18 protein-coding genes and 1 pseudogene are annotated in these 18009 nt (G+C 69.4%); 9 read left to right on the forward strand and 10 right to left on the reverse strand.

What is annotated here, in order from left to right; all coding sequences use genetic code 11:
- Positions 1–42: 42 nt before the first annotated feature.
- Entirely contained in the window at positions 43–525 is a 483-nt protein-coding gene (locus tag AAF430_14415; protein MEM7411429.1) for a hypothetical protein, read from the reverse strand.
- Between the two features lie 86 nt (positions 526–611).
- On the opposite strand from AAF430_14415, the gene AAF430_14420 reads away from it, so the two are divergent.
- The gene (locus tag AAF430_14420) at positions 612–1274 is read left to right on the forward strand and encodes a TetR/AcrR family transcriptional regulator (protein ID MEM7411430.1); all 663 of its coding nucleotides are present in this window, start codon (positions 612–614) and stop codon (positions 1272–1274) included.
- Here the strand turns inward: AAF430_14420 and AAF430_14425 are convergent.
- From AAF430_14425 to AAF430_14440, 4 genes are all read right to left on the reverse strand, one after another.
- Positions 1271–1663, reverse strand: coding sequence for a hypothetical protein (locus AAF430_14425; GenBank protein ID MEM7411431.1), 393 nt, complete (start codon positions 1661–1663; stop codon positions 1271–1273). The two genes, AAF430_14420 and AAF430_14425, sit on opposite strands and share 4 nt — an antisense overlap.
- 108 nt (positions 1664–1771) lie before the next feature.
- Entirely contained in the window at positions 1772–3094 is a 1323-nt protein-coding gene (locus AAF430_14430; protein ID MEM7411432.1) for a beta-propeller fold lactonase family protein, read from the reverse strand.
- 114 nt (positions 3095–3208) lie between these two features.
- A complete protein-coding gene (locus AAF430_14435) occupies positions 3209–3856 on the reverse strand; it encodes an NrsF family protein (GenBank protein ID MEM7411433.1) in 648 nt (215 codons plus the stop codon).
- 33 nt (positions 3857–3889) lie between these two features.
- Entirely contained in the window at positions 3890–4486 is a 597-nt protein-coding gene (locus tag AAF430_14440) for an RNA polymerase sigma factor (protein MEM7411434.1), read from the reverse strand.
- A gap of 195 nt (positions 4487–4681) precedes the next feature.
- Here AAF430_14440 and AAF430_14445 point away from each other — a divergent pair, with 195 nt between their 5' ends.
- Positions 4682–5101 (forward strand): hypothetical protein, encoded by a 420-nt coding sequence (locus tag AAF430_14445; GenBank protein ID MEM7411435.1) that lies wholly within the window; start codon positions 4682–4684, stop codon positions 5099–5101.
- On the opposite strand, the gene AAF430_14450 is transcribed toward AAF430_14445, so the two are convergent.
- A complete protein-coding gene (locus tag AAF430_14450; GenBank protein MEM7411436.1) occupies positions 5077–6381 on the reverse strand; it encodes a hypothetical protein in 1305 nt (434 codons plus the stop codon). The two genes, AAF430_14445 and AAF430_14450, sit on opposite strands and share 25 nt — an antisense overlap.
- An 83-nt stretch (positions 6382–6464) precedes the next feature.
- Here AAF430_14450 and AAF430_14455 point away from each other — a divergent pair, with 83 nt between their 5' ends.
- Entirely contained in the window at positions 6465–7217 is a 753-nt protein-coding gene (locus tag AAF430_14455; GenBank protein ID MEM7411437.1) for a glycosyltransferase family 2 protein, read from the forward strand.
- Here AAF430_14455 and AAF430_14460 read toward each other — a convergent pair.
- A pseudogene (locus AAF430_14460) lies at positions 7205–8087 on the reverse strand (SDR family oxidoreductase). The gene AAF430_14455 and the pseudogene AAF430_14460 overlap by 13 nt on opposite strands.
- Here AAF430_14460 and AAF430_14465 point away from each other — a divergent pair.
- Both AAF430_14465 and AAF430_14470 read left to right on the forward strand, forming a co-directional pair.
- On the forward strand, positions 8086–9420 hold the full coding sequence (locus AAF430_14465; GenBank protein ID MEM7411438.1) for an ATP-binding protein: 1335 nt from the start codon (positions 8086–8088) through the stop codon (positions 9418–9420). The pseudogene AAF430_14460 and the gene AAF430_14465 sit on opposite strands and share 2 nt — an antisense overlap.
- Positions 9417–10172 carry an alpha/beta hydrolase gene (locus AAF430_14470; protein MEM7411439.1) on the forward strand — a complete coding sequence of 252 codons (756 nt, stop codon included), beginning with the start codon at positions 9417–9419 and terminating at the stop codon, positions 10170–10172. Before AAF430_14465 ends, AAF430_14470 begins: the two co-directional genes overlap by 4 nt.
- Here the strand turns inward: AAF430_14470 and AAF430_14475 are convergent.
- Together AAF430_14475 and AAF430_14480 are read right to left on the reverse strand one after the other, a co-directional pair.
- Positions 10163–10981 (reverse strand): SDR family oxidoreductase, encoded by an 819-nt coding sequence (locus tag AAF430_14475; protein ID MEM7411440.1) that lies wholly within the window; start codon positions 10979–10981, stop codon positions 10163–10165. The two genes, AAF430_14470 and AAF430_14475, sit on opposite strands and share 10 nt — an antisense overlap.
- A gap of 105 nt (positions 10982–11086) precedes the next feature.
- The gene (locus AAF430_14480) at positions 11087–11950 is read right to left on the reverse strand and encodes a class I SAM-dependent methyltransferase (GenBank protein ID MEM7411441.1); all 864 of its coding nucleotides are present in this window, start codon (positions 11948–11950) and stop codon (positions 11087–11089) included.
- 535 nt (positions 11951–12485) lie between these two features.
- Between AAF430_14480 and AAF430_14485 the strand changes: the two genes are divergently transcribed.
- Positions 12486–14219, forward strand: a complete 1734-nt coding sequence (locus AAF430_14485; GenBank protein ID MEM7411442.1) for a transcriptional regulator — start codon at positions 12486–12488, stop codon at positions 14217–14219.
- Between the two features lie 11 nt (positions 14220–14230).
- On the opposite strand, the gene AAF430_14490 is transcribed toward AAF430_14485, so the two are convergent.
- Positions 14231–14602: a nuclear transport factor 2 family protein gene (locus AAF430_14490; GenBank protein ID MEM7411443.1), complete on the reverse strand. Its 372-nt coding sequence runs from the start codon at positions 14600–14602 to the stop codon at positions 14231–14233.
- A 127-nt stretch (positions 14603–14729) separates the two neighbouring features.
- Here AAF430_14490 and AAF430_14495 point away from each other — a divergent pair, with 127 nt between their 5' ends.
- The 3 genes from AAF430_14495 to AAF430_14505 all read left to right on the forward strand — a co-directional run bounded on the left by AAF430_14495 (position 14730) and on the right by AAF430_14505 (position 18008).
- Complete coding sequence (locus AAF430_14495; GenBank protein MEM7411444.1) at positions 14730–15305, forward strand: helix-turn-helix domain-containing protein; 576 nt, start codon at positions 14730–14732, stop codon at positions 15303–15305.
- A 181-nt stretch (positions 15306–15486) separates the two neighbouring features.
- Positions 15487–16071, forward strand: coding sequence for a hypothetical protein (locus AAF430_14500; protein MEM7411445.1), 585 nt, complete (start codon positions 15487–15489; stop codon positions 16069–16071).
- Positions 16068–18008, forward strand: coding sequence for a prolyl oligopeptidase family serine peptidase (locus AAF430_14505; GenBank protein MEM7411446.1), 1941 nt, complete (start codon positions 16068–16070; stop codon positions 18006–18008). Before AAF430_14500 ends, AAF430_14505 begins: the two co-directional genes overlap by 4 nt.
- Position 18009 lies beyond the last annotated feature (1 nt).

Below are 18009 nucleotides of genomic sequence, written 5' to 3' on the forward strand. Positions count from 1 at the left end.
GGGATCGGAGGCGTCAGCAGGATGGGCTCGGCGGGCGAGCCGTCAGGCGGCGCCGGCTTCCTCCGCGCCCAGCTTGCGTGCGAGCGCGCGCCAGCGTCGCTGGCGGTGACGGTAGAAGAGCGCCGCGAACGCCCAGACCACTGGCGTGAGGAGGCCGGCGTCGACGTCGACGCGATCCACGTAGCGGGTGTGGCCGTCCGGGAGCGCGTCGATCTCGATCCAGTGGTCCCAGCGCTTCGCGAGCTGGCCGCTGCCGTTGTCGCGCACCCGTCGCGGCCAGCCGCTGGGCACCTCGCCATCCGGGAGCTCCAGGCCGACCCACTGCCGACCCAAAGGCAGCACTCCGAAAAGCCACACGCTGACCCGGTAGCGGCCGGGGGACCAGGTCGACGGAAGGCTCGGCGGGTCCACCGGTTCGAAGCGGATCAGAGGGGCCGCCACGTAGCGGAGCAGGTCGGGGGTGAGCAGCTCCTGCCAGGCGCGTTCTGGGGAGCACTCGAGTCGGGTGGTGCATTCGATTCGCATGGGTCGTCGTCCTCCGAGGTTCCCTAGAATGTGAGAAATCCCTCGGTTTTCACCTCGCATTCCGAACCGGACCCGACCGCCCGCCCATGCCCACCCGCAAGACCTCGAAAACCCGCCGGAAACGACCCCAGCAGGCGCGCTCGCGCGCAACCGTCGACGCGCTCCTCGAAGCCGCGGCTCAGCTTTTCGAACGCCACGGCGTCGGCGCGACGACCACCGACCGCATCGCGGAGCGTGCCGGTGTGTCGGTAGGGTCGCTCTACCAGTACTTCGGCGACAAGCAGGCCCTGCTCGTGGCGCTGTCCGAGCGTCACCTCGACGAGGGGGAGGCGGTCGTGCGCGCGGCCTTCGGCGAACTCGCAGCACCGGATCGTCCCCTCGACGAGTGGGTCGCGGCGCTGATCGAGACCTTCGTCGCGCTGCACCGCGAACGTCCGGCGCTGCACCGCGTGCTCACCGAAGAAGGCCCGCTGCCGACCCGCGTGCGCCGCCGGGTCGAGGCGCTCGAGGCTGCGGCTGTCGAGGCACTGGCGGGGCTTCTCCGGCAGCGGACCGACGTGCGGGTACCCGATTCGCGGCTTGCCGCCCACTTCCTCGTGGTCTGGGTCGACGCCGTGGCGCACCGACTCGTGCTGCACCCACCGGATGGCGTGACCACCGAAGCGCTCTGCGCCGAAGCCGAGCGTTTGATCGTGGCCTACCTCGCGTCGGGTGACGCTCCGACAGGCCGCCGCGCCGCGTCGCGCTAGAGACGCTCGAGCCGCGCGACCGGATAGCTCTCGCCCGCGCCGTGGGGATCGTGCGGGGCGCCGAGCCAGACGCGCACCTTCTCCCCCGAGTCGATGTCGACACCGCTGCTCCGAATCACCTCGGCGCCAAGGTCGACCGGAACGCCCCATTCGTCGTCGCCCTCGGTCAGCAGCGAGCCGAAGGCATCCGTGGGGAGTTCGGATTCGTCGCCGAAGACGACCTCGACGATATCGAGGGTGCCGACGGTTTCATAGGGCCAGGCCGTGTTGCTCCGCAGGGCCTGCTCCAGGGGCGAGTCCTGGTCGGGGGCCAGGGCCTCGAAGTCCGCGATGTCCGAACCGCAGGCGAGGGTGAGCGCGAGAATCGATCCGAGCCAGAGAAGTCGCATGCCTCTCGAATCGGCAGGATCCCAGGCGACCTTGATCGGTGTCGTCGAGAGCGAGGCGCCCCCGGCGGGGTTCCGCCGAGGGCGCCCGGATTCGATGGGGTGGGTGCCTCAGAAGGCCACGATCCCCTGGGTGTTGGTTTCCGGAAGGTCGCTGACCAGCTGGATCTCGGTGAGGCCGGCGCCAGCGCCGTCGCTCTCGACCTTGTAGACCCCGATCGTGCCGCTCAGCCCGAAGAGCTGATAGACGTACTCGCCGTCATCGCTGATCCACAGATCGATGAAGCCGTCGGTCGATCCGAAGGCGGCCGCGGGGCTGCTGTTGTCGGGCGGCGTTCCCGCCGCTGCAACGTCGTCGATCAGGGCGATGCGACCCTGGTCGAAGGAGAACGAGGAGATCGTCGCGTCCAAGGCGTTCGACACCCAGAAGGTGTTCTCGTCGTCGCTGAACTCGATCCAGCACGCGGTGCGTCCGCCCTCGGTGGGCGTGGAGCCCGTGAGGACATCGAGGTCGATGGCCTCGAGGGACCCATCGTCGTCCAGGCGCCAGGTCGACACCGAGCCCGTCTGGAGCTCGAAGAACGCCGGCGGCGCTCCGTCCGGGCGGAACTCGCGCGCCTCGGTCACGACGACGTAGTTCTCGCCCTCGTCCTCGACGATCTCGAAACCGATCGCGCTCGGGAGGTTGCGTCCCTCCGCGTTGCCGGGCAGCGTCGACGCCGCGGCGCTCACGGGCTGCCGCGAGAGCCGACCGCTGCGCGCCACCGCGTAGACGACGATCTCATCCGTGCTGCCGCTCGCCAGCGCCGAGGAGCCCGCGTTGATCGACGACACGACCAGGTGGCGTCCGTCGGGTGAGAACTGGATCGCCGACGGCCGGTTCTCGAGCCGCCGCGCGCCGTTGCGGATGCGATGCAGGCGTCCGCGCGGCGTGAGCCGGAACCCGGTCAGCACGCCCTCCTGGTCGGGCTCACCGACGAACTCGCCGTCGGCATCGATGCTCGAGACCCAAAGCGTTCCGTCGAAGTACGCCACGCTGTTCGGACCGACGCCCTCGACGCGGCGATGGTCGGTCAAGCGCAGGGAGAAGTCGTTGCGCACGCGAAACACCGAGACCGAGTTGCTGCCCGCGTTCACCGCGATGAGGTGACGTCGGTTCTTGGTCAACAGGACGGCATAGGCGGAGATCAGCGGGTCGAGCCCTTCGCCCCCGTCGAAGGCAGCGCCACGCCCGCCCGTCGCGAACTTCCCGATCAGCGAGAGCGTGCCGTCGGCGTTGCGCCCGTAGGCGACGATCTTGTTGCGGTCGAACTCATTCGTCATCGCGTACACGCCGCCGACGAAGTCACGTCTCGGGTAGTCGTTTGCCGTGGCCATCATCGCGGCGAACGTCGAGATTGCGAGCGTTCCCACGAGCGTTGCTGTCTTCCACATCGATTCGGTGTCCTCGGGTTGGGGAAGAGCGAGGACCGTCGCACCCGACGCTCCGCGTTCTTCGTGTGGCTCGAGGTACGCACCAGCTGCGGATGTGTTGCGCGAAGCTGCGGATCAGATGCGGAACACGCGCGGCCCGATGAGTGCGCCGACGAACGCGAGCGCGATCACCGGTGCCGCGTGGTGGGTGAGCGCGTGCCAGGGTTCGATCATGCAGCCCACCTGCATCGCCAGGTTCGACACCAGGGCACCCGAACCGAGGAGCACGGCACCGGTCAGGCGCGGCGCGAGCGAGAGCCTGCGCGACAGCGCCGGGAGCAGCAGCAAGGCACCCAGGAACCCGAAGAGCGCGACCTCGAATTGGCAGCCCGGTCGTTTCCCGAGCATCGAGGGTTCGACGTGGGGTTCGTGAACACCCCACGCGAACAGGGCGAGCCACAGGCCGACACTGCACCCGAGCACGAGGCGCCATCGCGCCGCATTGTCGAGGCCCGGGATGCTCAGGCGAGCGGCGGCGGAGACGGCGAGCGAAAACAGCAGCGCGCCTGCGAGCAGCTCACCGCGGAAGCGCGAAGAGGTCGCGAGCTCGGCCTCGACGCCCGGTCGCCAACCGCCGGTGGTCGCGATGTACGCGAAGGCCGTGAGGCCGAGGAGCGCGATCCACACCGCTGCGATCCAGCTCGGCGGCCAGAGCGTCGGGGACGCCTCGAAGTCGCGGTCGATGCGGGAGAGCACGCGGGGCTGGGGGCGGTCGTTCGACATGCGATTCCTCACGAGGCCTGGGGAGATTCCCGGCTAGACCCGATTTCCTTCGTCCAGGCTTCCTTCGCGGCGCGCCAGCGATTCGAGCTGCTTGAGACCCCGATGCACGCGCGTGCGGAGGGAGATCTGGGAGATGCCGATCGCCGACGCGGCTTCGCGCCCGGCGAGACCCTCGATCTTGGTGAGCAGGACGGCTTCCCGGTACTTCGGGGGCAACCGCTCCAACAGGCGCTCCAGGTCCCGCTGGGTGGTCGGGTCCGACTCGACGGGACGCAGCGCCGCCGCCTCTTCGTCGAGCGGGTTCTCGCGGCGGCGTTCTCGATGGCGCGCGACGTCGAACACCTTCCTGCGCACGATCGCGAGCAGCCAGGGGCGAAAGGGACGACGCGGGTCGTAGGTGTGGCGCGCGCGATGGAGTGCCAGGAGCGCATCCTGGGCGCAATCGTCGGCAGCCACCGAGTCACGCAGCATGCGGGTGGCGTAGCGGCCGACCCAGTCGTGCAGCTCGCCCATCAGCCGCCGATACGCCTCACGGTCGCCCTGCTGGGCCTGGCCCATCCAGCGCGACCAGCGTTCCGCGGCGCCTTCGGACGCCGCCTCGGCATTCTCGGCCTGGTCTCCGCGACTCAACCCTGCACCCTGCACGTCTACCGTCCGCGTTCCCCGGGGCCAGTACGGCTGCCCTCCGAGGGCGGTTACGGGGAGAAGAAATCGAGGGAGCGGTGTCACGTTCCGGACGCCCCGCGCGTACTGGGAGAGCGAGGCAGCGCCGGTGACGGCGTCGGCGTCTCGGCATCTCACCTCTCCACGGAAAGGACCGTCCTCATGCAACGACCCGGCCTGCTCTTGCTCGCACTCGCGACGTTCCTGGGAACGACCCCGATGGCCTGGGCCTCGGGCGGCTACGGCGGCGGCGGTGGCGGTGGCGGTTCGTTCGGCGGCTATCGGAGCCAGTCCGACCCCGTCTACGACCGCGGCAAGGCGCTCTTCAACGGACGGACCCGCCCCCATCGTGGCCTCGAAGTGTGTTTGTCTCGCGTCGCGGAAGGAGGAGAGCCCGAGACCGTTCCCGTGACGCGTCGCAGCCTCACGCCCTATCGACGCGGGCCGGTCCGCGACGTGGCGCTGCGACTCGTCGACTGTGAAGCGCCGCAGGAGCGCCTGGGCAACCGCTTGAGTCCCGACGAGTTCCAGTCGCTGCTCTACTACCTGAACAAGCGCTACGCGCTGCGTCTCGACGACTGAAGGTCCCAGGCGAACGCGAGTGCGATCGGCCCGAACTCGAGGAACAGCGCCCAAGCTGGAACCTCGTAGGGGGCGAGGTTGGCATCGCCGAGGCCGAGGCCATGAGCGTACGACACGAGTAGACCGGCCGAAGCGACCCAGGCGGTCGCGCTCGGGCGCAGCGGGGCGAACGCCAGTGCCCACAGCGCGTACCAGGGGTTCAGCACTGGCGCGAACAGGAGCAGGGCCCCGAAGACGAGATCGCCGCGCGGCCAGTCGCTGGCGGAAGCGTCCCGGACATGCCGATGGAGCAACGCGCACCACCCGATCACGAAGGCGGCGCTGAGCACGCCCCGCGCTTCGCCGCCGGGCCAGACCTGGAGAGCCAAGAGATGCAGAGGGGCGTTGAACAGCCAACCACCGGCGAGACTGCGCAGGCCCTCCGAGGCATCCGGGCGCAGCAGCGCTGGATCGAAGAAGGGTGCATGCAACGCCACGACGCCCACGACGAACGCGAGCCATGCGCGCCCCGATCCCAGGAGGACGAAGGGTGCGAGCACGGCGGCGAACGGGCGCGCTCCGAAGGCGATCGCGAGGAGCACTCCGGCCGCGACCGGCCGCTCGGCGCGCACGGCGATGGACAGCAAGAGCGGCAACACACCGAACGCGTCGGTGTGGGCGGTGAAGCCGAACTCCTTCACGACCAGCGGGCTCCAGGCGAGGAGCAGCAGGTCGCGGGGGCGCACGACCCGCGCGACCACGAGACAGCAGCCGAGCACCGCGGCGCCGGCGAAGAACTGGAGCGGCCACAGCAGGCCGGGTGCCATGGTGTGGGCAGCGCGGAACAGCCACTGGCAGACCGGGCCATAGACGGTGGGAAGCGCGGGGTTGTTGATCTGGTCGAGGATCCGATCGAAGGGGGCGGGCACCGCGCGATCGAAGTAGGCCGCCGGCGCGACGCCGTAGGGCGAGCCTCGTTCCTGGAAGACCCACGCGTCCCACAGGTACCGGTAGGGGTCGTCCTCGAGGATGGGCAGGCCCGCGACGCCGATCGCCTGGAACAACGCGGCAAACCCGAGGACCGCGACGAGCGGCGGGTCCGTGTCCTCCTCCCGGTGTCGCCACCACAGCGCGAAGGAAGCGACGAACGCGCAGGCACTGAATACCCACAACTCCGAGAGGGTGGCTCCGCCCGGTGCGTGGGAGCGCGTGGCCAGTGCCGCATAGCAGAACGCGGCGGTCGTCCCGGCGATGGCCCAGGCGGGAACCCGCGCGAAGCGCGACGCGGACGGTCGAGGCACGCGGCGATTCTAGCTCCCGCTGCGAAGCGTCTCGGGCGGCGTCCGCACCACGAAGCGAACCGCCCGATCCGAAGGAGGAACTCGTGTACCACGGTCGCCACGTCAGTCTCGTGATCCCCGCGCGCAACGAGGCCGCGATGCTCGGGGGGGTCCTGCAGCGGGTCCCTGCATGGGTCGATCGGGTGGTCGTCGCCGACAACGGCTCCACCGACGGAACCGCCGAGTGCGCGCTGCGCCAGGGCGCGCAGGTGGTGCACGAGCCGCGACCCGGGTATGGCGCCGCCTGCGCACGCGGGGTCGCCTACACCCTGGCCCTTGGTACGGAGTTCGTGGCCTTCTGTGATGCCGACGGCAGCGACGATCCGCGCGAACTCGATCGACTGCTCCGACCTTTGTTGAACGGCCGGGCGGGGCTCGTCGTGGGGTGTCGGCCTCACGCACGGATGCCCCGCCACCAGTCCCTGGGCACCCGCTTCGTGTGTGCGCTCCTGTCGTTGGGGTTCTCGACCCCGGTGAGCGATCTCGGACCCTTTCGAGCGATCCGGGCCGACACGCTACGCGCGCTGGCCCTGCGCGACCGCGGGTTCGGTTGGACGGCGGAAATGCAGGCGCGCGCGCTGCGGTTCGGCGTGCCGGTTCGGGAGGTGCCCGTCGGTTGGCGCGCGGGCGGCGGCCACTCGGAGATCACGGGAACCTGGCGCGGTGTCTATCGCGCGGGACGCGACCTGCTTCGCCACACGCTTCGCGAGATCCTGGCGGCAAAGCGCGACGCATGGCATCGGGGTCCGGGCGTCTCGGCGCGGGCGGAGTGGCCCGGCGCTTCCTACAAGATGTAGGCGTCCCCGGTCGCGCGGACGGTGATGTCGCCGAGCGAGACGCCCCAGGGTTGGTCGATGGCGGAAAGGATCGCCTCGGCGATGTACTCCGGTGCCAACATCCGGTTCCGAACCGATTCGGGATCGAGATCGGCGGGGTCGACCTTTCCCTCGGCCATCGCTGCGAAGAAGCCGAGGTACTCGGTGTTCTGGCCGACGATGCCATGCGATCGCTCCTGGGTTGACGACGCCCGTTGCGAGACCGGTTCCCGGGACGCCGGTCGGCTTCACGATCGTCACCTTGATCTTCCCCTGGGTCTCGACCCGAAACGACTCGGACAGCACGTTGACCGCGGCTTTGCTCGCCCCGTAGACCGCGGCGCCGACGACCGGGTGGTTGCCGTAGATCGAGGACACGTTGATCACGTGTCCGCGGCCCTGCTCCATCATCGGGGTGTAGGCGGCGATCATGCCGTGCAGGACCCCCTTGATGTTGATGTCGATGCAACGATCCCAGGCTGGGGCGGCCTCGGCGTGATCGGAGAAGAACGCGAGCGGCATCACACCGGCGTTGTTCAGCATCACGTCGACGGCGCCGAAGCGCTCGACGGCGGCCGCCACCAGCGCCTTCATCGCGCCGAGGTCGGTCACGTCGGTCTCGACGGGAGCGAAGCGGTCGGGCGCGTCCAGAGCATCCGCCAGCTCGCTCAGGCCGTCGGAAGAGACGTCGCCGCCGACGACGTTCGCGCCCCGCGCCAGCGCTCGCTCGCAGACCAGCCGGCCGAAACCGCCGGCCGCCCCCGTCACGACGAGGGTCTTCCCAGCGACGTAGTCCTGGCCGGTTCCGCGCGCTCGCGGGTGGTATCGTGGCGCGCGAAGGGAGAGGAGCATGGCTGGGCGCAGTTCGGTGCTGGGGGTCTCGTCGCAGGCGCTCTCCGAGGCCGAGGCCCAGCTCCGTCGGATCCTGCCTCCGGTGACGGCGCTCGCCGGGTTGGCGGGGACCGCGGGCGCGATCGCGCAGGGGTTCGCGAACGACGGCTTACTCCGACCGTGGGCGCTGGTGGCCTACCTCGGGGTGATGGGCCTGGGTCTGTTTTGGTGGTGGCGTCCGCCGCGAGGCCCGCACGTCGCCGCCTTCCTCGTTGCGCTGGTGCTCGCGACGGGCATCGGCACGATCGCGTGGCAGCGGGAGACGTCCGGTCCCCTCTTGCATTTGAGCGTGCTCAGCGTGGCGTGCTTCTACTTCCTGGTCGATCGCCGCGTTCTGATCCCGCTCCAGCTCTGCATCGTCGTGTTGGGTGCGGTCGTCGTGGCGCGGACCGGCGCCGGGGCGGCGATCCACACCCAGGCCATCTTCGCTCTCGTCACCGTGATCGGAGGCGTGGCGCTGCACCTGGGCCGGGTCCGGGCCATCGAAGAGCTCGAACGCACGCGAAGTGCACTGTTCAAGGAGATCGCCGAACGACGGCGCGCCGAAGAGGAAGCGCTCCACGCGCGCAAGCTCGAGAGCCTCGGTGTGATGGCCGGGGGCGTGGCCCACGACTTCAACAACCTGCTGGTCGGGATCGTCGGTGGGACGGATCTCGCCTTCGCAGCTCGTGGCAACCCCGAGGAGCTGCGGGCTGCCCTGGAGATCATTCGCGACTCGTCGGTGTCCGCCCAGGAACTCTGTCGCAAGATGCTCGACTACGCGGGCGGGGGGCCGCTCGAGCGGGAGAGCGTCGATCTGAATGCGGCGGTACGCGATGCGGTGCGTCTCGTCTCGGGACGCTTCCCTCGCTCGGTGTGGGTGACCAGCGACCTCTCGCCGACGACGCCGCACGCGCTGGGCGACCGCGTGCAGCTGCGCCAGGCCGTCGTGAACCTGCTCTCGAATGCCGCCGAGGCGATGGAACCCGAGGGAGGAACCGTCTCGGTGCGCACCTCGCGCGAGCAGCGCGGGGGCGCTGGGGTCGCGGTGATCTGCGTCGAGGACGAAGGCGGGGGGATCCCCGGCGAGATCCGCGATCGGATCTTCGACCCGTTCTTCAGCACGCGATTCACCGGACGCGGCCTCGGGTTGGCACAAGTCGCGGGGGCGATCCGGTCTCACGAGGGGACGATCGACCTCGCGTCGACGCCCGCAGGCACCCGGTTCGTGGTGCGCTTGCCAGCCGCCGAACCCGTTTCGCTCTTCTGGCCCATGCCCCGCGATCGCGTTCCCCCGAAGGAGGTCACCCATTGACCGCCGAACCCGGAAACACCGCACCGCCCCTGGCCCTGTTCTTCCTCGAGGGGCAGCGCGCGTTCTTCGAGGGCATGACGCTGCCGGCCGCCCATGCCCTCCTGCGTCGGGCACCCCGCGGTGGCGGACAGCCGGTCCTGCTGCTGCCCGGCTACTTGACGGGTGACGGGTCGACGCGTGTCTTGAGGCGGTTCCTGGCCGCCCAGGGGTTTCGCGCGCATCCGTGGCTCCAGGGTCGGAACAGCGGTCCGCGGCGCAGCGTCATCGAGCGGGTCTCGCGCCGGCTCGCCGCGCTCCATGAACGCTACGGCGAACCTGTGTCCCTGGTGGGCTGGAGCCTGGGCGGCGTGTACGCCCGCGAGATCGCCAAGGGCTTTCCCGACCTCGTGCGCCAGGTCGTGAGCCTCGGCAGTCCCTTCGCAGACATCACGCGCACCTCGAGTCTCACGCGTTGGGTCCAGCGCGGCGACGCTGAGGAGCAGGTCGAACGCGAGCGCTGGGCCGAACGCCTGAAGCAGCCGCCGCCGGTTCCCTCGACCGCGATCTTCTCGAAGAGCGATGGGATCGTGCACTGGCGCGCATGCCGTGAGCTGGATGCTCCGTCGACCGAGAACATCGAGGTCAGCGGCAGCCACTGCGGCCTGGGCTTCAACCCGCTGGTGCTCTATCTGGTGGCCGAGCGACTGGCGCAGCCCGAGGGCGGATGGAAGCCATTCCGCTACGAGGGCTGGCGGCGCTACGCCTACGGCTGATCCCCGACTTCGATCCCGTCGAGCAGCCCGCCGATGAGCCGATCGATCAGCGCCTGCGGGGCCAACCCTTTCACCCAGCCGAGGGGCTTCGCCCGATCGAGCGGGACGCGCAGCGGCTTCTCGCGTTGGGCGAGCACCTCGAGCACGCGCGCGGCCACCTGCTCGGGGGTGAGCTTGCTCGCGGCCGTGTCGCGGGCCATGCGGATCACCATACGCTGGGTGGGGGAGTCGTCTGCCACGTGCTCCGCCGTGTGCAGGTGTGCACCGGTCGCGGCCCGGTCCATCGCCATCGCGACGGGTTGCATGATCACCACGTCGATGCCCGTGCCGCGCACTTCGTGGTAGAGCGCTTCGGTCATCGCCTCGAGCGCAAACTTCGCCGAGGTGTACGCGCTCATGTAGGGAACGGCGAGCAGCCCGCCGAGTGAGCTCATGGTGACCAGGGTCCCCGAGCCCTGACGACGCAGCACCGGCAGCACGCCCTGGAAGAGGCGGAGGGTGCCGAACACGTTCGTCTCGTAGAGGGCCTGGACCTCTTCGACGGTCTGCTCCTCGATGCCGCCGATCATCATGTCGTTCACACAGTTGACGACGGCGTCGATGCGCCCTTCGCGCTCGACGAGTTCGGCCACCGCCTTCTCGATCGAGGCGGGGTCGGTGATGTCCATGGCCAGCACTGGCCAGGGAGGCGCCTCCGCGCCACCGCTCGGCTGGCGGGAGGTGCCGTACACGCGGTGGCCCGCGGCCTGGGCGGCGCGGGCGAGGACCTGCCCGAAGCCGCCGGAAACGCCGGGAATCAAGACGACCATGAGGAGCTCCTCTCGAGGGGACGGGCGGATTATACAATTGGATAAAGTCCCGTCCAGGGGTCTTGGCGCGTGGCCGAGGCGCCGTGCTCGGGTCGTGCCGGCCGCTCAGCCCAGCGCGAAGCGGAGCGGCGGCAGGACCCAGCGCTCGTCGGATGCCTGGCGCCGCACGACGCAGACGCCGACCCGGTCGAGGTCGAGGGCGATCGCCACGCGCTCGTCGCGACACACATCGGCCCAGGCCTTCTCCATCCCGGTCGACCAGCGGATGTCGTCGAAGACGAAGAGCGCATCGTCGTGTGCGTTGCGCCAGATGCGTTCGAAGTAGTCGAGGGTGGGCTCGTGGGCATGGTGCCCATCGATGAAGGCGAAGTCGAAAGGACCCCGTTCTTCGATGGCGGCGTCGAGCGACTCGACGAAGCGTCCCTGGCGGTAGTCGACGTTCGCGAGCCCGATCCGCGCGTGGACTTCCCGCGCGATCCGCAAGCGGTAGGGCGATGACTCGAGGGTCACGAGTCGTCCCTGGGCGCCGGCTTCTTCGAAGGCCGCGGCCTGATAGGCGGAGGAGAGTCCGAGGTTGGTTCCCAGCTCGATGCCGCGCTGGGGAGCGAACGCGCGGCCGAGCCAGTAGAGCAAGCGCGCGGCGCGAGGGGATTTGCTCACGCGGCATGCCTCGGAAACGCTCGAACCCGCATCGGCGACGCCCGGTGCTCCCAGGCTGCCGTCGATCAGGGGCTCGTGTCGTTGGAGCAGCGCCGCGCGCTCTTTCTCGATGGCGCGCACCCGTTCCGAGTCGGGCTCGGCATTCTGGTAGAGCTGGTCTACGACCTGTGCGAGCCGAGGGGCATGGGGGTGCTCCACCTCAGCCAACACCGCTGCGGCCTTCGGGCGCTCGGCGGCGGCCCTTGCTGCTCGGTAGGCCGTGCGCAGGTGCGGGCCGGCGATCGGAAGGCGTCCTACCCAGCTCTTCATGCGTCTCCTCGGGGCGCCGCGGTGGCACCTCCCTTCTCATCGTCCGCTGTGGGCGTGCGCTTGAAAGCGGACTCCACCTCGGGAGCGGGCCCATCGCGCCGAATCTGTGCGTCCTCCGTGCCACGCCCTGCACGCGAACGCCCACTTCCCCTCTAGCGGGCGAATCGAGGGTTCAGTGCAGAGGCGGCGGAGGTTCGGGAGTGCGGGGGTGTCCCCGGCCCGATCGAGCGGTTCACGAGTCGCGGCGCGATTCCACATGTCGAGCCAACGGCATCGCCCCTGCTGTCCGCGCAGCTCGTCCCACTCTGCGTCTCGGAAGACCGCCTCGAGCGTGTCTCGTCGGCTGGCCCCGCCGACCGTGGGCACGTTCCGCCCCGCCCGAGGACTGCGGCGTCGCCAGGGATTCCCCACCAAATCCCCAGCCCGTCGCACGGCGCAGAGCGTGTAACACCGAATGATGTTTTTGGATCGCGCTCTTAGGAGCGCGAGATCGGATCGGGATGCGGAGCCGGGTGTGTCGGGGTAGACGGGGCCGATGTTTGTGTTCGCGGATTTCGAGTTCGATCCGGAAGTGTTCGAACTGCGCAGCGAAGGAAACCCAGTTCGAATCGAGCCGAGGGTCTTCGACCTCCTCCACTATCTGATTCGGCATCGAGAGCGCGTCGTTCCGAAAGAAGAGCTCCTCGAGCGCGTCTGGAACGGTGCCTCCGTCAGCGAGTCGGCCCTGATCAGCGCGATCCGGGACGCCCGCCGCGCAGTCGGGGACAGCGGCGCGCGACAGCGCGTGATCCGCACCGTGCCGCGGCGGGGCTTCCGCTTCGTCGCCGAGACGACCGAAACGCCCGGCGCGTTCCCACCAGTCCTGTCCGCCGTCGCGGCTGCGGAGGAGCTGGACACAGACGACCCGTCGGCCGACGCTTCGAATCTGCGCCGGACCTACCAGTCGTGTCGGGCGAATGCCGAGCAGGCGCTGGAGGCCGGCGATCGGCGGGCCGCGAAACAGGCCTGGCTCGAGGCGGCCGTACTGGCGCGGTGGCTCGGCTCTCCCGAAGCGTTGGCGAAGAGCGCGATCGGGATGGCGCGGATTCCGCGGCGGGGCTTCCAGGGAGACGAACTCCTGATGCGATTGCTGCGGGAAGCCTCCGAGGCGCTCCCCGAGGCGCGGTTGGGACTCCGGTCGGAGCTGGTATCGCTTCTCGCCGAGGAGCTCTGTCGACACGTCGACTTCGACGAGGGCAGGTCGGCCAGTGGCGAGCTGCTGGGGATCGCCCGGACTCTCGGCACCCCCGACGCCGTGGGATCGGCACTCACGGCAAGGCTGGTCTGGTTGTCCAGCCCCGACGATGCCGAGGAGCGCACGCGCTGTCGGGTCGAGCTGGAGGCGACGGCCGAGGCCAGCGGCTGCCCGCAGTTCGCGCTCTGGGCGTGCTACTGGGAGGTGGGCGAACGTCTCGAAGCGGGCGATCTCCGCGCGGCGCGCCACGCCATCGATCGCCACGGTCTCGTCGCCAGGACTTCATCCGATGCGCGGGACCGGGCGCGCCACGAAGCCCTCGAGACATCCCTCGATCTCGCCGAAGGCCGCCTGGAGCGCGCGCGCGACCGCAACCGCAAGGCCCAGGTATTGGCAGCGGAGTCCACGCCGGATCCGCTCCGCGTGCACGTCGCACTCCAGGAGCAATGGCTGGATGTGCTGGACCGGAGTTCGCGGGTCGAGCGGGTCGACGCCCTGGCGCTTCTGCCGCTGCCCGATGCCTACCGCCCGCCGCTCGAGGCGTTCGTGGCGCGCCTGCACGCCGAGGCCGGTCGTCTCACGCGCGCCCGGGATGAACTCCATCGGCAGTACGCCGAAGGCGGCGTGTCGCGAGCGTTCGCCGGGCGTTGCCCGCTCTTCACGCTGGCGGCGCTCGCCGACGTCGCTGCCTGGACCGACGCGCGCGAGCTGGCCGCGGAGCTGCACGAGGCGTTGCAGCCCTACGCCGGACGTTTCTGCGTGGGAGGCAACGGACACACCCTCGGTTCGGTTGCGCAGCGACTGGCGAGCCTCGAATCGCTGCTCGGCCGCCATGCGTCGGCGGCGCGTCGCTTCGCGGCCGCGCGTGTGACGGAAGCGGACGGGGCGGGCGCGCTCGCCGACGCCGCGTTGCAGCAGGCGTTCGCTTCGGCGGCGGAGCGCGCCCGCGCGGCGCGATCGCACCCGGCGATCGCGGACCGAGGACCGTCGGAGTCCCCGCGTCACTTCGGGGGGTCCCGCGCGAGGAGCCGGTGAGTTCCGCGCGGCTAGGCGGAAGGCGCTTCCGGTACGGGCCCGAAGAACCCCCACACGCGGAGCACGCGGGCGTCCGAGTCCACCTCGGCGACGTCGAATCCGGGGAGCACGAGCTCGCTGCCGCGGTGGATCTCCCAGTGGTAGCGGAAGAGGCCATGGTGCGAGTCGAATCCCGATGCACGCGAGCAGACCGCATCCGGGAGACGCGTGCGGAAGTCACGCACGTTCGCTTCGAAGGCGTCGATCCCGCGGGTTTCGATGGAGGGATCGACGAAGTGGATCTCGGGGGACAGCGCGCGCTCGAGGTGGCTGCGGACCTTCTCCAGGTCGCGCTCGTTCCAGGCGGCGAGCATGTGATCGAAGGCCGGAGGAAGCTCGGGCATGATGGATCTCCAGGTGGGAGTGCCGGCCGCAGGGGCCGAGTCCCGGTTCGATGACTTTGGTCGGATTTACAGACTCTCTGTCGGTTTCTTTCTTAGCAAACCGACACAGAGTCTGTAAAGTGCCGAGATGGCCACCCAAGCCGAACGCCGCGCGGAAACCCGCTCGCGCCTGCTCCAGGCGGCCGAGGAGGCGTTTCTCGCCCGCGGCTACGAAGCCGCGACCACCGGAGCGATCCTCGAGGCCGCGGGCGTCAGCCGCGGCGGGCTCTACCACCATTTCGCGAACAAGCGCGAGATCTTCGAAGCGGTCTTCCTCGCCAAGTCCGACGCCGCGCTCGATGCCTCGCAGCGGGTGAAGCCCTGCGACTCGCCGCTCGAATCCCTCGTGCGCGCGTGTCTCGCATGGCTGCGGGCCGTGCGCGCTCCCGACGTCGCGAAGGTGTTGCTCGAGGACGGGCCCAGCGTGCTCGGCTGGCAGCGCGCGCGAGAACTCGAGGGCGAGCGGAGCCTGCGCATGATGACCCGCGCCCTCGAGGCCGCCGTGATGGCGGGCGAGATCGAGGTGGCGTCGATTCCGGTGACCGCGCGCCTGCTCAACGCTTCGCTCGCCGAGGCGGCCCTCGCCGAACTCCACGACGGCGTGTCGCGCCGTGCGACCGAGACCTCGGTGCGCGCCTGGATCGAGGCGCTGGCCCGGGCTTGAGCCGCGCCGCCCGTGGCGATCGCGCGACACGCAGGAGCAATGTCGCTTGCGGAGTGGGGGGCGACGACCCGAACCGAGGCGGTGACCGAAAGCGTCGGAGACCAGCGTGCTTCGTCGGTGGTGCGCGCAAATCGCGCCCGCGCGCTTGCACCGCGCGACGCGCCCAGAATAGGCTGGCGCGATGGAGCGGACGCTGCGCCACGCCCTGCTGCTCGTCGGGCTGACTTCGCTGCTGGCGTGCGCCGGCGTGAAACCCATCGACCTCGCGACCGAGGACCCGTCGTCCCTGCCCGAAGACGCGGCCATCCTGGTGCTCGAGATCGACACCGAGGTGCGGATCGGCACGCTGGAGATCTCAGGAGTCGCAGCCACGAACCACGTCGTCGCGAAGGATCTCAAGGAGGGGAAGCACCTGCTGTTCGTTTCCCTGCGGCCGGGGCAGTACTCGTGGCGAATGCTCAAGCGCTATCTCGGTGGCACGGAGTACCACTGGCGGTTGCGACGAGAGCACGACCGCATGGGTTTCCGCGTGGAACGGGGGTTGCTCAACTACCCGGGCGTCCTCCGAGTGCGAAGGGCTCGCTATGACCGCTGGCTCGAGATCCGGAACCTGAACCACGCTGCGCAGACGCGCGCACGCCTCGCCCGCGAGTTCCCCGAGCTGCTCGAGAAGTTCCCGATCCGCTACACGGGCGAAGACCGGGATGAGTTCCTGGAGCGCTACGAGGCAGCGCTCGAGATGCAGGTCGAGAGGAACATGCCGTGAGCGCGCTTCGTGCTCTGCTCATCGGGTTTCTGGTCGCAGCCGGCGCGGCCCTTGGGACGGCCGCCGAGCGTCTCGAACCGGGTCGCCTGTACGCGATGCCTGCCATTCGGCAGCTGCAGGTCAGTCCGACCGGCGAGTGGATCGTGGCGGTCGCGTCGAGTGAGCAAGCCTGGGGCGTCCTCGCCCAGCGCCGCGGCGACCTCGTCACGGTTCCGCTCTACCGAACGAAGCAGCAGATTGCCGATCTCCAGTGGATCGGAGACGACACCCTGTTCGTGGAGCATGTTTCCGGGAAGCGTCCGCTGCTGATCCGATTCTCCTGGAACGGACACACCATCGAGCAGGACCTCCTGGAGGTGACGCGTCGTGGTCGGCTGATCGACGGTCTGCCCAACGAGAACGAGGTCGTCCTCTGGCGCGAGCGGAAGTGGCAGCGTTCGGAGGTGTTGCGCGGGCCCGCGACGGCACTCTCCAACCAGAAGTGGCAGTTCAGCCAGAAGAAGGAGGGAGGCGAGCTCGAGCAGGTGGCTGAACTGGATCACCGGGTGCACCAGTGGATCACGGATTCGAAGGGCGTCGTTCGGGCAGCGCTCACCATCGAGGGCCGGGTCAATCCGGGCCTGGTCATTCACTACCGCAGCGGTCCCGATGGCTGGTGGAGTCGGATCGTACGCTCGGACAACCTCGAGTACGCGATCCTTCCGCTCGGCATGACCCCCGACGACGAGCGACTGATCGTGGCGGCGCACGCAGGCCGGGATACGCGGGGAATCTACGAGTTGGATCCGTCCGACGGAGAGCTCGGGCGGCAGGTCTTCCATCACCCGGAAGTCGACGTCGTGTCCGTGCTGCTCGACCACGATCGACGCCAGATCATCGCCGCGATCTACGAGGTCGAGGGACAGCGCCGGTATCACTACCTCGATGCCTTCGGCGAGCAGCACCTGAACGACTTCACCCGGTTCGCCTCGGGAGAATCGGTCTCGGTGACGAGTGCGAGCCGCGACCATCGCTACCTCGCGCTGCTGGTACGCGGGGTTCGCAACCCGGGGACCTTCTACTTCTTCGACAAGGACACGGGCGAGACCGTCCGGGCCGGTCGACTGCTCCCGTGGGTGCATCCCGACGCTCTGGCGACCTCCGAAGCGATGCGGGTCGTGGCCAGCGACGGCACCCAGCTCGAGGCCTTCCTGACGCTTCCGCCCCGGATGGGCAATCGGCCCGCGCCGCTCTTCGTGGTGCCCCGCGGCGGCGTGATTGCCGCGCGGCGTCAGCCACTCTTCGATCCCCTGGCTCAGTACGTGGCGCTATCCGGGGTCGCGGTGTTGGAGGTGAACCACCGTGGCTCCTTGGGCTACGGCGCCGCGTTTCGCAAAGCCGGCGAAGGGGAGTTCGGGAAACGGATCGAGGATGACATCGACGCGGCTGTCGATCTGGCGATCGAAGGAGGCCGGGTCGACCCGGCGCGCATCTGCATCGGCGGGATCAGCTACGGCGGCTACTCGGCCTTGATGAGCGCGATCCGCCGTCCCGACCGGTACCGCTGCGCCATCAGCTTGAACGGGCCCACCGACCTTCCCTTGATGTTCCAGTCGGACATTCGCATGAACAGGGAATCCGTGCGGGAGGCTGCCGCCAAGCTCATGGGTGACCCCGAGAAGGATTTCGACCGGCTCGTCGAGATCTCGCCGGTCTACCAGGTTTCGAAGCTGCGGGCTCCCGTGCTCATCGCGTTCGGCACCAAGGACAATTGGGTCGACCCGGACCACGCATATCGTTTTCGGGCCATGCTCGAAGCCCACGGCAAGCCCTACGAATGGTTGGAACTACCGAACGCAGCGAACTCGCCGTCGCGTGGCCACATGCGTCAGTTCGCGTTCCGGGCGGTCGACTTCCTTCGGGCCCACCTTCGCGCGAAGGAACTCCCGGCGAACTAGG

Source organism: Myxococcota bacterium (genome assembly GCA_039030075.1).
Classification (GTDB): Bacteria; Myxococcota_A; UBA9160; order UBA9160; family SMWR01; genus JAHEJV01.

Bases quoted from the DNA above. Each gene is read 5' to 3' on its own strand.
- AAF430_14500 (MEM7411445.1), top strand. From the start codon at position 15,487: ATGGAGCGGACGCTGCGCCACGCCCTGCTGCTCGTCGGGCTGACTTCG.
- AAF430_14475 (MEM7411440.1), bottom strand. From the start codon at position 10,981: ATGGTCGTCTTGATTCCCGGCGTTTCCGGCGGCTTCGGGCAGGTCCTC.
- AAF430_14445 (MEM7411435.1), top strand. From the start codon at position 4,682: ATGCAACGACCCGGCCTGCTCTTGCTCGCACTCGCGACGTTCCTGGGA.
- AAF430_14420 (MEM7411430.1), top strand. From the start codon at position 612: ATGCCCACCCGCAAGACCTCGAAAACCCGCCGGAAACGACCCCAGCAG.
- AAF430_14495 (MEM7411444.1), top strand. From the start codon at position 14,730: ATGGCCACCCAAGCCGAACGCCGCGCGGAAACCCGCTCGCGCCTGCTC.
- AAF430_14465 (MEM7411438.1), top strand. From the start codon at position 8,086: ATGGCTGGGCGCAGTTCGGTGCTGGGGGTCTCGTCGCAGGCGCTCTCC.
- AAF430_14430 (MEM7411432.1), bottom strand. From the start codon at position 3,094: ATGTGGAAGACAGCAACGCTCGTGGGAACGCTCGCAATCTCGACGTTC.
- AAF430_14435 (MEM7411433.1), bottom strand. From the start codon at position 3,856: ATGTCGAACGACCGCCCCCAGCCCCGCGTGCTCTCCCGCATCGACCGC.
- AAF430_14425 (MEM7411431.1), bottom strand. From the start codon at position 1,663: ATGCGACTTCTCTGGCTCGGATCGATTCTCGCGCTCACCCTCGCCTGC.
- AAF430_14480 (MEM7411441.1), bottom strand. From the start codon at position 11,950: ATGAAGAGCTGGGTAGGACGCCTTCCGATCGCCGGCCCGCACCTGCGC.
- AAF430_14490 (MEM7411443.1), bottom strand. From the start codon at position 14,602: ATGCCCGAGCTTCCTCCGGCCTTCGATCACATGCTCGCCGCCTGGAAC.
- AAF430_14415 (MEM7411429.1), bottom strand. From the start codon at position 525: ATGCGAATCGAATGCACCACCCGACTCGAGTGCTCCCCAGAACGCGCC.
- AAF430_14485 (MEM7411442.1), top strand. From the start codon at position 12,486: ATGTTTGTGTTCGCGGATTTCGAGTTCGATCCGGAAGTGTTCGAACTG.